Origin of the sequence: Niastella soli (genome assembly GCF_017742245.1) — a bacterium.
In the GTDB taxonomy this organism is placed as follows: Bacteria; Bacteroidota; Bacteroidia; order Chitinophagales; family Chitinophagaceae; genus Niastella; species Niastella soli.
In genome coordinates this window covers 479654-496032 of sequence record NZ_JAGHKO010000010.1, presented here as the reverse complement: position 1 = coordinate 496032, position 16379 = coordinate 479654, and the positions used below count along the sequence as shown (strand labels likewise).

At 45.8% G+C, this 16379-nt stretch carries 10 protein-coding genes; 6 read left to right on the top strand and 4 right to left on the bottom strand.

Annotated features, from left to right (window positions below; translation table 11 throughout):
* The 6 genes from J7I42_RS26190 to J7I42_RS26165 form a co-directional block, all read left to right on the top strand.
* The coding region (locus J7I42_RS26190) for a hypothetical protein (protein ID WP_209141846.1) at positions 1-182 on the top strand (182 nt) is incomplete at its 5' end.
* Between the two features lie 14 nt (positions 183-196).
* Positions 197-1684, top strand: a complete 1488-nt coding sequence (locus J7I42_RS26185) for a family 43 glycosylhydrolase (RefSeq protein WP_209141845.1) — start codon at positions 197-199, stop codon at positions 1682-1684.
* A 97-nt stretch (positions 1685-1781) separates the two neighbouring features.
* Positions 1782-3755 carry an alpha-L-arabinofuranosidase C-terminal domain-containing protein gene (locus J7I42_RS26180; RefSeq protein ID WP_209141844.1) on the top strand — a complete coding sequence of 658 codons (1974 nt, stop codon included), beginning with the start codon at positions 1782-1784 and terminating at the stop codon, positions 3753-3755.
* Positions 3756-3786: 31 nt separating this feature from the next.
* Complete coding sequence (locus J7I42_RS26175; RefSeq protein WP_209141843.1) at positions 3787-5463, top strand: family 43 glycosylhydrolase; 1677 nt, start codon at positions 3787-3789, stop codon at positions 5461-5463.
* A gap of 151 nt (positions 5464-5614) precedes the next feature.
* Positions 5615-6580, top strand: coding sequence for an arabinan endo-1,5-alpha-L-arabinosidase (locus J7I42_RS26170; RefSeq protein ID WP_209141842.1), 966 nt, complete (start codon positions 5615-5617; stop codon positions 6578-6580).
* 103 nt (positions 6581-6683) lie between these two features.
* Entirely contained in the window at positions 6684-7448 is a 765-nt protein-coding gene (locus J7I42_RS26165; protein ID WP_209141841.1) for a hypothetical protein, read from the top strand.
* 583 nt (positions 7449-8031) lie between these two features.
* Here the strand turns inward: J7I42_RS26165 and J7I42_RS26160 are convergent.
* The 4 genes from J7I42_RS26160 to J7I42_RS26145 form a co-directional block, all read right to left on the bottom strand.
* The gene (locus J7I42_RS26160) at positions 8032-9501 is read right to left on the bottom strand and encodes a pectate lyase family protein (protein ID WP_209141840.1); all 1470 of its coding nucleotides are present in this window, start codon (positions 9499-9501) and stop codon (positions 8032-8034) included.
* Between the two features lie 333 nt (positions 9502-9834).
* Complete coding sequence (locus tag J7I42_RS26155; RefSeq protein ID WP_209141839.1) at positions 9835-11610, bottom strand: RagB/SusD family nutrient uptake outer membrane protein; 1776 nt, start codon at positions 11608-11610, stop codon at positions 9835-9837.
* Positions 11611-11641: 31 nt separating this feature from the next.
* A complete protein-coding gene (locus J7I42_RS26150; RefSeq protein ID WP_209141838.1) occupies positions 11642-14890 on the bottom strand; it encodes a SusC/RagA family TonB-linked outer membrane protein in 3249 nt (1082 codons plus the stop codon).
* A gap of 3 nt (positions 14891-14893) precedes the next feature.
* Positions 14894-16366, bottom strand: a complete 1473-nt coding sequence (locus J7I42_RS26145) for a fasciclin domain-containing protein (protein WP_209141837.1) — start codon at positions 16364-16366, stop codon at positions 14894-14896.
* Between the last annotated feature and the right edge of the window lie 13 nt (positions 16367-16379).

The window sequence follows — 16379 nt, the reverse complement described above, 5'->3', positions numbered from 1 at the left end:
AGGCAGAAGGCAGAAGGCAGAAGGCAGAAGGCAGAAGGCAGAAGGCAGAAAAATTTAGGCGGTGCAAGATCGGATATTCTGCTCAAATTTCGCGAGTCATGTTTGCCGTTTGCCGTTTGCCGTCTGCCGTTTGCCGTTTCACGATTACCGATTCACGAATTTTTTCAATTACGAATAAATAATTATAATTGTATCAATGACATTATCGTCTGTACGATTGCTTGTAGCGGTAATAATTTGTTTGTTGGCCGGTTGTGGGAAAAAGGGGAGTCTCGATCCCCTGGACCCGGTATCTCCTGTACCCGTTGATTCCGCCTTCGATGTCAATTCCATTACAGATACATATGCGTCCATTACCCCCTTTGCTTACTATACCCATTGGGGTCCTTATAATGTACATGACCCCTCCATTGTAAAAAGCGGGGATTATTTTTATTGTTTCAGTACGGATGTTGGCTATGGAATTACCATAAAGCCAGGCATTCAAATAAGAAAGTCAAAAGACCTGGTGCAATGGGAGTTTGTAGGCTTGGCATTTAATGGGTTACCGGCAAAAGGTGCTGAATACATTACGAGAACAGGCGGTACGCCTTTTCAATCACTATGGGCGCCGTATGTACTGAAGGTGAATAACCAGTACCGCTTGTATTATTCCCTTTCGTGTAGCGTGTTCCGGTTAAGTGCGATCGGGCTGGCAACCGCCACCACACCGGAAGGACCATGGACAGAGCAGGATCTGGTTGTTACCTCCAGTAATGATTTTGGGGTTACCCAAACCAATGCCATTGACCCAACGGTAGTGGTTACACCACAAGGTGAGCACTGGCTATATTATGGATCGGCCTTTGATGGCATTTATGTGCTGAAACTGGATGCCAACACCGGGTTGCCTGCTACTTCAGGTGATAAAGGAAAACGTATTGCGCAACGCGGGTTTACCAATGGCATCGTAAATGGGAATATTGAAGGGCCGGAGATCATTTATAATGCTGCATTAAACAAATACTATTTGTTTATTGCGTACGACTGGCTGGAAACAAAATATAATGTACGAGTGGGCAGATCTGCCAACCCGCAAGGCCCCTTCCTTGATTATAATGGAAAAGACATCAACAACGAAGCAGACGATTACCCTATGATACTGGCGCCGTACCAGTTTCAGGGACATGGCGGCTGGCAGGGCGTATCGCATTGTTCGGTCTTTGAAAAAGATGGCCAGTATTTTATGGCGCATCAGGGCAGGCCTTCCATCGATAAATTCTTTATGGACCTGCACATACGCAAAGTATTCTGGACGCCTGATGGCTGGCCGGTAGTGTCGCCTGAACGATATGCCAACGTTGTACAATCCGCTATTGCATCAACTGATCTGACCGGCGACTGGGAACAGATCGTTCTGGGTTATAAAGTAGTGCCAGGTTATGCTGCCGAACAGGTGAATGCCGATCTGCAGATAGCCACCACCATTACTTTAAATACCGACGGAAAGATCAATGGCAATGCTGCCAATAGCTGGAGCTATTTCGCACCCTGGCTTGAACTAAAATGGAACAATGGGGCATATATTGATAAAGTATATGTTTCCCGGGAACGTGATTGGGAGAATAAGAAAAATAGTACATTGGTGTTTACGGGACTTAATAATTTGGGAATTGCTGTTTGGGGCAAAAAGAAAAGTTTGTAAGTTATTGAGTTAGTAAGTTTGATAGTTGAAAAAACTAACGAACTAAATAACTAACGAACTCAAGAACTTAATAACCTAATAACTAAGAACGAAGAACATGATAAAACGATTAATGCTTGTATTATTGACAACGACTGTATTCAGCGCATCTTTCTCTCAACAAACAAATAGTCTGATAGTGAAAGTTGCTCAGCCAACAGCCACTATTGAACCAACCATGTGGGGGATCTTTTTTGAAGATATCAACTTCGGGGCCGATGGGGGGATCTATGCAGAGATGGTAAAGAACCGCTCGTTCGAGTTCTTCAAACCCCTGATGGGCTGGACGGTGAACCGGAAAAAGTTTGTGGAAGGGGAAGTGCTGGTTGTTAACCGGGGCGAAGAAAATACCCGCAATCCCCGCTTTCTGCGTGTTACCATGAACAATGCGGCCAAAGGCGATCTGGGACTTACCAATGAAGGTTTCCGCGGCATGGGCATTAAAAAAGGAATGCGTTATGACCTTTCAATACTATATCGGCAGCCACAGGCACATACGAAATTACATATTGAATTGATTGACACAACAAAAAGAGTGGTGGGCGATACTGTTTTGTCGTTAACTGAAGCAGGCGACAGCTGGCATAAAGCTGCCGTTAGTTTTCATGCCAATGAAACTGTTTTGAAAGGCAAAATGAACATCTGGTTCGAAGGCAATGGCGTCGTAGACCTGGATATGATCTCCCTGTTTCCCGGAGATACCTGGAAGAACCGCCCTGGTGGCATGCGTTCCGATATGGTACAATTACTGGCAGATATGAAACCAGGTTTCATTCGTTTCCCTGGTGGTTGTATTGTAGAAGGGTTCGACCTGTCGAACCGGTACCGCTGGAAGAACACCGTTGGTCCTATAGAAGAAAGACAATTGATGATCAACAGATGGAATATTGAGTTCCCCCATCAAAATGCACCTGATTACTTTCAAACATTTGGATTGGGTTTCTTTGAATACTTCCAGTTAGCTGAAGATATTGGCGCCGAAGCCTTACCCATTCTCAATTGCGGTATGGCTTGTCAGTTCAATTCGGCGGAACTGGTCCCCATGAAAGACCTTGATCCTTTTATCCAGGATGCATTGGACCTGGTTGAATTTGCCAATGGCGATGTAAACACCAAATGGGGCAAAGTACGGGTCGATATGGGCCACCCTGCGCCCTTCAACCTGAAGATGATGGGCATAGGCAATGAGAACTGGGGCCCACAATATATTGAACGGTTAAAGGCATTTCAGACAGCCATTAAAGGAAAATATCCCAATATAAAATTGATCTGCAGCTCAGGTACTGATCCCAAAGGCGAACGTTTCGATTACCTGAATGGCGAGCTGCGCAAGCTGAATGCAGACTTTATAGACGAGCATTATTATCGCAAACCTGAGTGGTTCCTGCAAAATGCCCGCCGTTATGATAATTATCCCCGTACCGGTTCAAAGGTTTTTGGTGGGGAATATGCCTCCCATGTTGATAAAACGGTGGGCAACAACCGCAATACCTGGCTGGCCGCCTTGTCAGAAGCTGCTTTTATGACCGGGTTGGAACGCAATGCCGATGTGGTAGGCATGGCTTCTTATGCGCCGCTGTTTGCGAATGTGGACGCCTGGCAATGGGCACCCGATCTTATTTGGGTGAACAACCTGCAGGCATATGGTACCCCCGATTACCAGGTTCAAAAATTATTCTCCCTTAACAAAGGTTCCAAAGTAGTACCCATTACATTGAACAATGAAGCAGTGGCGGGGCAGGACAGTCTCTATGCTTCGGCCTGTATCGACGCTGCTACCAATGAACTGATCATTAAAGTGGTGAACGCTTCTGATAAAGCATTCAACAATGCCTTGCAACTGGATGGCGTAAAAAAGATCGCCGCCAAAGGCAAATTGTTGTCCATGCAATCAGACCTCACTGCAGTGAATTCATTCGACAGTCCAACGAACGTAGCACCTGTTGAATCAACGATTGCAATAAAAAATAAAAAGATAGTTTTAAATACAGCACCTTATTCATTCAGTGTGTTACGGGTAAAGTTGGAATGACGTTTTTAAAACCATTCAAAACTTGCCAAAAATGAAAAAAGGAATACCTTATCTGCTTGTTTTGGCCATGCTCATGTTAGCGCAACCAAAACAGGCCTCCGCATTGGGCGGATCTTATCAATCACACGATCCTTCCACGCTTATTAAAGATGGAAGCAAATACTGGATGTTCACAACAGGCAATGGCATTTATGCAGCCTATTCTACTAATCTGTATCAATGGACATCGGGACCCAAAACAGTATTTCCCGTGGGCACCTGGCCTTCATGGATCAATTCGGCAGTGCCTGGCTTCGGTGGTAATTTCTGGGCACCCGATTGTATTTATATGAATGGGAAATACTACATGTATTATGCCTGTTCTACTTTTGGCGCTTCGGTATCTGCTATCGGTGTAGCTACCTCGCCAACACTCGATCAGAATTCTTCTTCTTATGTATGGACAGACCAGGGCAAGGTGGTTTCCTCCTCAGCCTCCGGCGATATCAATGCCATTGACCCGGCAGTATTTAAAAATTCGGATGGCCGGGTATGGCTCACGTATGGTTCCTGGCATGGCGGTATCGGTATCATAGAACTGGATGCGGCTACCGGTAAAGTAAAAAGCGGCGCTACCGTTACCCGCATTGCCGGTGGCAGTGGGGCAGATTGGGAAGCACCTTATATTGTAAAAAACGGGAGTTACTATTATTTGTTTGCCAACCGCGGTACCTGTTGCAATGGCACCAGTAGTACCTATTACATCGTAATGGGGCGGTCAACAAGTATTACCGGTCCGTATGTTGACAAAAACGGCACTGCCATGACAAGCGGTGGGGGTACCACCGCACTGAGCAGTTCGGGCCGGTATATTGGTCCTGGCCAATTGGGACTGCTTTCTGAAAACGGTTCCAACTTTGTATCCATGCATTACTACGATGGTAATGATAATGGTAATCCCAAGCTGGATATTGCCAATATGGGTTTTAGCGGTGGCTGGCCCTTTATTACACGCGACTGGATAGCAGCAGGGCAATACCGGGTTACCAATAAGAACAGCGGTCTGGTATGGGATGCCTGGGGTTGTACGGGCGCTTCGGGACAGGGTATAGCACAGGGTACCTGGGCGAATTTAACCTGTCAGAAGTGGAACTTTACTCCTGTTGGCGATGGGTATTACCGCATCACCAATTCGCTGGGAGGTTTGTCGGCCGATGTGATCAATTGCGGCACAGCAGCAGGTACCTTAATGCAATTGTATGCCTGGCTAAATAACAACTGCCAAAAGTTCAAGGTAGAACGATTAGGCGACGGCTCGCATGTTATGACGCCTGCTTCTGGTTCAAGAATTGTTTCTGTTGCCGGTTCATCCACTACAGCGGGAACCCGCTTAACGCTGCAGGATTTTTCAGATTGCAATTGTCAGAAATGGCTGATCGCTGCACAAACCACCCGCGAGGCTGTGAATGAACCGGGACCATTGATAACGGAAGCGCGCGGCGTTTATCCCAACCCGGTGATAAAAGGCAGTGAGATATCCATTGGTACCGGATCACCGGGACAATACATTACCACCCGGATATTTACAAGTGATGGCAAACTGTTGTATTCAAATAAACAACTGTCGGCAAACAACCTGCGGGTGCCCGCGCCGAAACAAGCCGGTATTTATATGATACAGGTGGAGGGCGAGGGGATCAATCTCAGGAAAAAGTTGGTTGTAGAGTAGGGTAGGTTTATCAGTTGACCAGTTGATAAGACTTAAAAATGGCACCCCGCTGAGGCGGGGCGCCATTTTTAGAATTAGGCAGGCATCCCGCTGAGGCGGAACACCTTTGATCCTGCTTCTTACATCCTACTTCAAATTTTTAATAACGATAATGAAGTATCTAATCATATACCTGTGTTTTTTCCTGAGTTTGTCTACAACTGCCCAAACCATCCCGGCGCACGATCCCGTGATGATAAAACAAGACAGTGTGTATTATATGTTCTGTACAGGACAGGGCATTACTGTATGGTCGTCGGTAAACCGGGTTGACTGGAAAAAGGAGCAGCCGGTATTTGCCCAACCGCCTGCGTGGCTGTTAAAAGAACTGCCGGCCTTTAAAGGACATACCTGGGCACCGGACATCAGTTATCATAACGGACAATATTACCTGTATTATGCAGTATCCGCTTTTGGTAAGAATACCTCTTGTATTGGCGTGGCCACCAACAAAACCTTACATCCCGGTTCGCATGATTATCATTGGGTAGATCAGGGCAAGCTGGTGCAGTCTGTGCCTGGCCGAGATGACTGGAACGCCATAGACCCCAATCTGTTTGTTGATGATACCGACACCGCGTGGTTGGCTTTTGGTTCCTTCTGGGGCGGACTTAAACTCGTACAACTTAATGGTGACCTGGTGTCACTGGCACATCCGGAAGAATGGCATAACCTGGCGAGCCGAAAAAGTGAACCGGATAAGCCAGGTGGTGGCAATTCAGCTATTGAGGCACCCTTCCTGTTTAAAAAAGGAAAATATTATTATCTGTTTGTATCGGTGGACTTTTGTTGCCGGGGTTTAAAAAGTAATTATAAAGTACTGGTGGGGCGAAGTGAGAAAGCAACTGGTCCTTATATTGATAAAGATAATATACCTATGATGCAGGGCGGCGGCTCCCTGGTTGTTGCAGGCGATACCACCAACTGGGTGGCGGTAGGACATAATTCAGTTTACACTTTTGATGGAAAAGATTATATAGTATATCATGGGTACGATGCCAAAGACAATGGCAAACCCAAGCTGGTTATTCGCGAGTTGCGCTGGAATACGACCGGGTGGCCGGAGCTGGCTCCCTGACCTGGCCGTACATGCGATCATAAAGATTCTCTCCTGTCAGGCTACCCACACTATAAAAGCATTGTATATTACCAGGCAATTAATAACGCATATCCATAATTAAATGAATCTAAAAGTTATAAATGTAAATGCTGCCGGGTGGATTGCTTTGATGTATTGTATAGTCTGCTGTTTTTCAACAGCAGGCGCGCAGGAAACTTTACCCGGAGAGGGTAATATGAGTTTGAACTCGCATATGCCTATTATTGATATGAAAGGGAAACTGTGGAGTGTAGATGATACGATAAGCGTTTATTATTATAAGGGCATGGTTTTGTACAAACTACCCTATCAAATAGTTTCGAATGACAAGTTCGGCAATTTGATTGAGGAAACTGCGTACAATTACATGGTGCGGGAGCGGGGTGCTGAAGTAGGTTTCCTGTTCGATACATTGAATGCTGTAAATGCGACAAAAGTAAAGGTTGACTCCATGTTAGGAAACAGGCTGTCCCCCAATCTGAAATTTTATAGTGAAACCAATGACAGCCTGGTGCGTACTATTCAGCTTTCCGATGGGAAAGGAGTGGAGCAGGTGTATGTTTCCAAAGTCCTGATCAACGAGTCTTATAACGATTCTACTTATTTGTACTATTCTGAAAGCCTGAATAATTTCGCTTTTTCTTTTTCAACAACATTTGACAACCTGATGAAAAGGAAATTGTATAAGATCAGGTTATTTTACAAGCAACGATATTCTGAACAATACAAGATGAACTTGCCGGAACGTGAATTTGCTTTTGAGCTAAAAGCGTTACCGGCAATAATTCCCGATGAATTGGTACGACTGTTTGAAAGGTACAACAGCTTGATACCCGGTAAAAAATGATCATTTCATTTTCTTTTTTCCTGTGTTGCCTGATCACTACTGTATTTCTTCAAAGCCGTTCTTTTTTGTAAAAAAGCTTCTTCTTTAAGGCACCTTTTTACCAGGTTTTTGCCGGTATTGCGGCGGGTTTCTTGTTGATTTTGTTCGGACTTTGTTCGGGTTTCCCCCGGGAACACCCGAACATTCCCAGGGCAGGTCCGAACAACATCCGAACAACGCCCGGCTCAATAGCCCGTTTATCCCGGCACAATCCCAAACAATACCCCGTTTTTACCAGGACCATTCAAGACACAAGTAGACCCCTTTAGACCCCTTTAGACATCCCAGGAGCACTGAAGACTTATCTGAGACAATATAGAACAATATAGAACATTATAGACAGAGATATACGTTGACGTTATAGTTTCAGTAAAAAACCATCTTACCTTTGTATTGCATAAGGCTCCTCATCAATACCGGTTATGAGCGGTTGCTATTTGTATCAGTTCTTTGAAATATTGGAAAACAAAAGCCCATCCCCTCAGACGGGGACAGGCTTTGAAGGAATGACCTTTACGTTCGTGGCTGTTTTATATATCAAGGGTTATTTTGCCACCATAGGTCGTACTGATGATGCGGGTGTATTGGTTGAGTTCTTTACAAAGGTCATGGAAGCGGGCACGAGCGAATTAATGTATAGTTCAACATTCAAATAGCCAGGGGTGGTGGTGCTGTAGGCGGTAGCATCGGCTGCATTGTTCTTGTTCAACCCATGTGATGTTTCCCAACTGTCGGGAATGCCATCTGAATCTGAATCGAGTGGGGCCGTACCTGTCAATATTCTTCCCAGGCCACCATTGATCAATGGATTATCTGTTTCGCGATAGATATACCGGCCCTGGGTACCGCGTGAATTTACTTCAGCTACGATCAGGGAGTCAACCTGGTCGCGCCGGGGAACGGTAGGGCCTACGTTGGAGATGATCCAGCTATATGCTTGTGCGGCAGTAAGGGAGGGGTTGGCGGCGGGGTAGGCGTACGGCGTGGTTTTAAAATTGCCAGCATCGAGTCCCGGATATCCGGTGGCGTTATAAGGCACCAGGGTGCCATCGAGCGTACCATTTTTGTTATTGTCGAAGTAATTACCGGCGCCGTATAAATTAAACGTACCGGTACCTCTGGAGAATGGGGTTGTTGCCGTGGGAGGCGTATTGGGCGCACCCACAAAATAGTTGTTGATGATGTTCACTTCTGATACGCCGGAAGAACCGCCCATGATATAGGCATCGCCTTCCCAACCATAATTCATTTGATCGCCAAGGCGGTTGCCATTCCCCCAGTTATATACCACGTTGTTCACAAATTCATTCTTGCCCTTTACTTTGGGATTACGCGTTTTGTTGCTCACGTACAGGTCCCTGATGAGGCTGACCTTGCCGCCATCGGGTGTTTGTATCAATCCACCGCAGGAATGGTTTTCCCTGTGTAAAGCCTGGCCAATGATGGAATTCTGAATGGTGATATTGTCGGGCGAGGTGTTCTTGTTATCCCAGTTGATGGAAAACACTTCATCCATACCCCAGGTGAAAGAACAGTGATCAAAGATCATATTGGCGCCATTGGCAATGCCCGATGCATCCTTACCCGAGTTGCTGGTAGCGCCGAGGCGAATACGCAGGTAGCGGCAAATAGTGTTGTTGCTGTTGGTAAACGTTACCCGTTTGTTAAAGAATACTATGCCCTCGCCGGGAGCGGTTTGTGCGGCAATGGTAGTATTGGCGGCCACTACTACATCGGAGGCCAGGGTAACGATACCGCTTACTCTGAATATTACTATGCGGCCTGAAGCGCTGACCGCATCGCGAAAGGAGCCGGCCCCGGCATCGTTGAGGTTGGTGACCAGGTATACTTGCGGACTGCTAACGCCGCGGGCGCCGGTTGCAAACCGGCCAAACCCTTCGGCGCCAGGAAAAGCTACTGTTTGGGCTTGGATTGTGTAACAGGATAGTAGCAATAAAAGCAGGGAAAATTTACACGAATGAACTCGTGTAATGGCAGCAATTGTTTTTTTCATATTACAGGTTTAATTGATGACAATGGTATTGAATGGGCAATGGGCAATAGGGAATTACCAAAGGGCAAAGCGGTGGGGCATTAATTATTAGTTCTTTAGTAGGTAAGTTATTAGGTTCTGAGTTCTGAGTTCTAGACCCAATAACTCAAAAACCTAATAACCTACGAACGCTGCAACTTAGGATCCAAAGCAAGAACTACAACCATATCACACATTCAACTCACCCTGCCTTTTGGTAAAAAAGCGGGTACGGATAGCTGAAACTGACTGAGCTTACTTGTTACACAAGGATACTGGACCGTAAATAATATAGAGTACGAAACGGGCTTTCCTTTATTTCCATTTAAATGGCAGGAACCAATTATTCATGTTCTTCAGTTTGTCTTTTATGGTTGCTGCCATACCGGTGTTGCCGGCTTTATCAAATTTTGAAGCTACCCGGGATGCCAGTAATCCAGGATCATTTCTTCTGATGGAAAGACGCATCAGGTCCTGCCAGCGGTTACCCTCAAAAGCCAGCTCCAATGCTGATTCGTTAAGGATCCTGTCTTCAATGGCCAGCGTACTGTCGGCGCTGGCAGGCAACGGATCTGATATCAAATGTGCCCGGCCACGAACGCCTGCATTGCGGTGCCAGGGTGCCCGGTAAGAAGGATAATCTCCCATACGGGCGTCAAAATTATAAGGATACCCATCAAACGTTTGTTGGGTATTGCCTACGTCACGGGCGGTTCCACCACTGGGATTATTGTCGAAATTAACTTTAATGCCATTATGCACCAATGCATAGGCGATCTTATGCCGGCCATCGCGGTTGGCCGCTTCTGAATAGCGTAAATGCAATTGCGCAGCACGATACAGGAACCATCTGCCTGGTTTTTCCAGGATGTTAACCGGTACATAGGTATCTTCAGTAAGGTAATTGTACAGGTATTTGGTGATCACAGGCTGGTTGTCCAATGTTTTGTAACTGAGTTTACCCCTGGCATCGTAAGGAAAGTTGTTCTCTGATTGAACCTGGCTGTTCCAGTTGAGTATAGCAGCTGCGCTGGGTTTTAACAGGTAACTGCCACCCCTGTTCGAGAACAGATCGATAAAAGGGTTTTTAGGTTGAAATCCTTTATCGAAATACAACATCCAAAGCCATTCTGTGTTAAACAGATCGTCCTGCGTGCGGCAAAACATAGAGCGCCAACCGGCGTAATTCACATCTACCAGTCTTCTTTCATCATACTGGGTAATACGGCCATCGTTCCAATAGCCCACAGCAAGATCTGAGTTAGTGGTCACCTCGGCATATTTCACCCGGTACATATCCGCATTGGTGCCACCGGTTTCCATTACGTCTTTATAATATTCTGCGGCCTTTCTGCTATCGGCAGCTGATCCATTGTAGGCGGACCGCCACAGGTACAGATCGCCTAACAGGCACTTCTTGTTGATGAAGAATTTGGCCGTATTGTAACCATCAACAGTGGTAACAAGACTTGCACTCGCTGGATAGATGTCTTTAAATGGAATTGCTTCTGTTGATTTTACAAGGGTATCGATAAGGGTTTTCAGATCGAGCCGGGGAAAATTGGATTCATTTTTTACGTCATTCACTGTTTCAAGTGGTACGGTAATGTAGGGAATGTTGCCATACAGGATCCCGGCCTGCAAATACACCCAGGAACGAAGGGCTGCCACATCTGAATACCTTTGACGGTATTCGTCTTCCTTAAACTTCTTATCGGCCCGCATCTTGTCAAAATTCTGCAGAATGTCATTACAGTTCAGAATGATCTCATAAAAGGGGCGGGGATCGGCATATGGATTGTCTTCCGTGACATTGTGTTCATTGATCTGCTTTAAGGCGTCATCCACATTCATCGTGACATCCATCAGGTCGGCTCTTAATTCATTCAGCACAACATACTGTTTGGCCAGCTGAAGGAATTTACCATATAATCCTAATACTGCAGCATCTGCATCGTATACGTTCTGGTATACCTGATCTTTATCGAGCGACTGTTCCGGCTCTACATCAAATATTTTTTTACAACCTGCTATTCCGGCCACAAGACCCAGGGCAGCAAAAAGAAAAACTGTTTTTTTTATGGCTGACATAATCATATTATTACTCCGTTACATTTAATGTTTATAAACCGATACGTACACCTGTTTGCACACTTCTGAACTGGGGTTCCAGTCCAATATCCACCCCTTGCCCGATTATTGATTCTGTAGCGCTGAACTCAGGATCATAACCCAGGTATTTTGTAATGGTGAACAGATTGGTGGCAGCTGCGTATACGGTTATATACTTCAGGAATGCTGGTCTTATATGTACATTATAGGAAATGGAAAGACTTCTTAACCGGAGATAAGAGCCATCCTCGATCCAACGGTCGCTGAAACGGCTGTTACCCATTGGGTCACCATAGGCGGCTTTGGGCATATTGGTTATTTGGCCCTGTGCGCGCCAGCGGTTGACCATGCTGGGTAACTGGTTGTTGTAGTTGGAACCGGATTCCAGTTGCGCACGCGTATAGTTGTATACATCGTTACCCACGCTAAAGGTAAACAACGCTTCAAAAGAGAAACGGCGCCAGGAGAGGCTGCTGCTGAACATACCGGTAAAATCAGGATTGGGGTTACCAATGACCTGCATGTCCTGTTCGTTTATTTGTTTATCGTTATTCTGGTCTTCGAAGATCATATCGCCCCCTTTAAAAGGCGTTAATGGCTGGTTGATGGGTTTGGTTGACAAACCAGCTGCAGCTGCTTCCTGATCTGTGCTGTATACGCCATGCGTTTTGTGGCCATAGAACAGGTTTGCGGCTTTGCCTACTTCGCTGAGGATGAAACCATCTGCAAAAGGTGTTATTATGCGATCATCAGGCAGTTTGGTGATGTGGTTCCTGTATACGGCTATACCGGCGCTTACATCCCATTTCAACAATGGACGGTTGATGATGCGGCCATTTACATTCGCCTCAAAGCCTTCGGTTTTCATACCACCGCTATTGGAAGCTATATAGTCCAGTCCTGAAGCTGTGGGCGCTTTTTCAAGCACCACCATTTTTTCGGTACGGTTTTGATAAACGTCTGCACTGATGCGTAACCGGTCGTGCAAAAATCCCAGATCGATGCCCAGGTCCAGTTTCTTATTTACTTCCCATTGTAATTGCGGATTGGCGAAGTTACCGCGTACCAGTCCTTCCATGCCCAGCAGGTTTTGTGATACGTAGCTCTGACGGGCTGTATAATTACCAATATCGTCGTTACCGGTATATCCATAACCAGCACGCAATTTCAGCATACTGATCACGGGTATCTTTTTCATAAAGGCTTCCGATGATGCCAGCCAGGCGGCATGCAGGGATGGCAGCAGGGAGAATTTATTGTTGTTGATGGTGAGTGCATTGGGTATCTGACTGCCAAATCGCGATGAACCATCGGCCGATACAGCAGCCGTAAGGAACAACTTATCGTTGAATCCGTAATTAACGTTCAGGTAAGTATTCATCCAGCGGTTTTTGCCGATATCGCCACCCACTTTACGCAGGCTGGGAATGCTATAGCCTACGTTCACCAGCTCGTCTGTGGCCGAATTGTAACCATAGCCAATGTCTTGTTCCTGGCTTTGTTGCTGATAACGTACTCCCGCTAAAATCTCTACATCGTGTTGCAGGTTAAAGGTTTTTTTGTAGCGAAGGCGGGTGTCGTTGAACACAGCGAACAGGCGTTTGACCTGACTGCCTGAACGGCTATCGGCAATGGCTGCCTGCAGGGTGTCGTTGGAAATACCTTTTCGTGGCACGAAAAAGTTTTCCCGTACTTTATCATGGGTTATTCCAAATAAAGACTGGATGGTAAATAAGTTGTTAATGGTATAGCTGAAATTCAATGACCCAAAGAAGCGATAGCTTTTATTGATCGCCAGTACCTGCTGCACAAGCGTTGCCGGATTGCTCATGCCCAATGTATCCACATCGGCCAGGTTCGGTGATTCATCGCCATTTTTATCAACTTCGTGGATGGGCAGGAAGGGTGATTTTACAAGGGCCACAAATACAGGATTGAGCTTACTGTTCAATCCCAGGTGTTGTAAATGCTGCTCACCGTAGGCAAATGATAAATTGCTGTTCAGTAAAAGCCGCTTGCTTAAATTCAGGTCGGCATTTAATCGCGTATTATACCGAACGAGGTCGGTATTTTTTATTACCCCCTGGTTTTTTAAATATCCCATCGACAAAGCATAGCGGGCAATGTTATCACCGCCGGTTACCCGCAGGTAAATGTTTTGTGACAGGCTATTCTTGAAAATAGCATCCTGCCAGTTGGTATTGTAATGGTTGGGAAAATATTGAGGGTTAGTGGGATCATCGGTCATGTAGGGTTGTTTGCTTACCTGATTCTCCGTCATACCCTGCGATTGTAAGATGTCTGACAAATAGGGCCTGTATTGGGCGGCATTCATCACGGGGATCTGTTTGGGCGCGAAGTTCATGCCGGTGTAAATTCCCAGGTCTATTTTCGTAGCCTGGTTATTTGCCTTGGCAGTGGTGATCATAATTACGCCGTTGGCGCCCTTGGTCCCATAGAGGGATGAACCATCCTTGATCACCGTAATGTTGTCGATATCTTTTATATCGATAAGCGACAGCGGGTTCGAATAGAAATTATTGAGGATAGAACCACCGAAGTCATTGGTTTCATAGATCATTCCGTCTACCACGATCAATGGTTTGTTGGTAGCGAACAAAGACGACATACCACGCATGAACAGGTTGCTGCCGATGTTAGGCGTACCTGATCTTCGAATGATACTCAACCCATTGGCAGTACCCTGTAAATAGTTTTCAGGTGTTTCCTGGTTGCGCATCCAGGCGCCTTGCGTATTGGTGGTAATAAAGGTGGAAGTGATCCGGTTCCTGGGCAATACGGCCGAAGGTGTTACTGCTTCGTCATAGTAAGAATCAAAATTCTCATCGTACAGTTGAACAGTTATGGTGGCGTTTCCCCGTAATGGAGCTTCTTTTGACTGATAACCCGGGGCCGATACCAGCAGGGTGCTTGAATACGATGGAACTTTTATGGTGAACCTGCCATCTTCTTCAGAGATGGCGGCCGAGAAATCGGGAATGGAGATATTGATACCGGGCAATGGCTTGCGGGTAGCCGCATCCAGGACGATGCCGGTAATCTTAACGCCCATGGAATCGGCGCGTGTTGGTCTTTTAATAACGATGATCGTCGTATCCTCCACAATAGCAGGCCGGGTGGTATCACCGGTTACCTGCTGAGCGGCGAGTTGACCACAGATCAAAGCTGCCAATGCAGTTATGGAAACAGTTCTGGTAAATGCAGTTGAGAGTTTCATGAGTTGTATATGAGAACGCATAAGTTAGTTTTGTTTATAAACTGGTTCCAGTCTGATATAATCGAGGAACATGGCCGTTTGACTTTGATTGCTTGAACTGGGGGCCAGATCAGCATTCACCAGGAAAATGTCGAGGTTTCCATTGCCAAAGCTGGTTACAGGGTATTCACCCAGGGAGTCTACCTTATAGACATTGTATGGAATACTTCTATAGGGGAATGATGTTGTATTATCTGCCGTACCCATAGCCAGCCGCTGGTTCAGGGTATTATTCCAGCGATTATTATAGGTTGCCCAGTACACCCGGTATTTTGTGGTAGGTACGTTGTATAACCGGTAACGCACGTTCCATTTGGCTACACCGGGGCTATATACATACAGGTCTTTGAATAACTGGCCGTCATTGGGGTTAATGAGTGAGCGTAAATAAATGGGACTGGATGAATTATTGCTGGTACCAACATAACTCTCACCCTGAATTATTAAAGGCGGAAAGCGCTGGCGTAGTGCTACATTCATGTCGTTCATTACATATACATACCCATTGCTGGTGCGGTATTTCGCCTGGATGGCCGATTTATTGATGGGTACCCATACGCCAAATTTAGATAGTATGGAATCGGGCAGTTGCTCAGGAGACAAGGCGCCCTCTACGGCCATGTCCTTGGCAGTAAATATGCGTGCCAGGTTGTAAGTAGAGTCTACTGAAGATGTTCTGTAAAAAGTATCGAGTTTGGCCCTTTCTTTATTCCAGGTAGGATTGTTCATTATAAACACCGTATACTCTTTGGCTTCGTTGCCAATGTCATACACCTGGTCGATAAATACAGAACGGATAACGGTATCGGTCCCTTTCTGATAAATGGGCGCTCCGGTTAACGGATTGATACCTATTTGTATGGCGTTAGTGGTATCGCGTTTGTATTGCACATAGTTTTTCAGAAAGGTTGCCATGAAGTTGCCGCCTGTTTTTAAGGAATCTATATAGTCCCAGCAATTACCAACTGGTGCGGCCGCAGCGCTGATGGTGTGTAAGACGCCATTGGTGGCTGGCTGGTCTTTGGTATTGATAGGGGCATCTTCAAAAGAGGATGTTTTTACAATAACATATTTCCCGTCTATAAGGGGGAGGCGTTGCGAGCCGCCCGTTAACTGATCGCTATAGTAGGACAAATGAGCAATGTGATGCGCAACAAACAGTTTTAATTTTTTATCATCGTTGCCGAGGGCAGCATCTATATTTTGCAGGGCGTCATTTGTGGGCGCCCAAACTGTAAATGATCTGGTTGATTGCAGGGTATCGGAATAACCCGTTTTTTGCAGATAATCGGTGAACTTGCTTAACGAGGGATCTCCTGCAATCTTTTCATACAGGTTTTGGGTAAGGTCCTCATTGTTTATTTTATTATGGTCTTCCCATTTACGGGTACATGAAAATTGAGCAGTACACCACAGAAATATCGCAAAAGCAGCTAGTTTGTTTTTTGTCAATAGCATAACACGTATAGAA

Bases quoted from the DNA above. Each gene is read 5' to 3' on its own strand.
- J7I42_RS26185 (WP_209141845.1), top strand. From the start codon at position 197: ATGACATTATCGTCTGTACGATTGCTTGTAGCGGTAATAATTTGTTTG.
- J7I42_RS26180 (WP_209141844.1), top strand. From the start codon at position 1,782: ATGATAAAACGATTAATGCTTGTATTATTGACAACGACTGTATTCAGC.
- J7I42_RS26175 (WP_209141843.1), top strand. From the start codon at position 3,787: ATGAAAAAAGGAATACCTTATCTGCTTGTTTTGGCCATGCTCATGTTA.
- J7I42_RS26170 (WP_209141842.1), top strand. From the start codon at position 5,615: ATGAAGTATCTAATCATATACCTGTGTTTTTTCCTGAGTTTGTCTACA.
- J7I42_RS26165 (WP_209141841.1), top strand. From the start codon at position 6,684: ATGAATCTAAAAGTTATAAATGTAAATGCTGCCGGGTGGATTGCTTTG.
- J7I42_RS26160 (WP_209141840.1), bottom strand. From the start codon at position 9,501: ATGAAAAAAACAATTGCTGCCATTACACGAGTTCATTCGTGTAAATTT.
- J7I42_RS26155 (WP_209141839.1), bottom strand. From the start codon at position 11,610: ATGTCAGCCATAAAAAAAACAGTTTTTCTTTTTGCTGCCCTGGGTCTT.
- J7I42_RS26150 (WP_209141838.1), bottom strand. From the start codon at position 14,890: ATGCGTTCTCATATACAACTCATGAAACTCTCAACTGCATTTACCAGA.
- J7I42_RS26145 (WP_209141837.1), bottom strand. From the start codon at position 16,366: ATGCTATTGACAAAAAACAAACTAGCTGCTTTTGCGATATTTCTGTGG.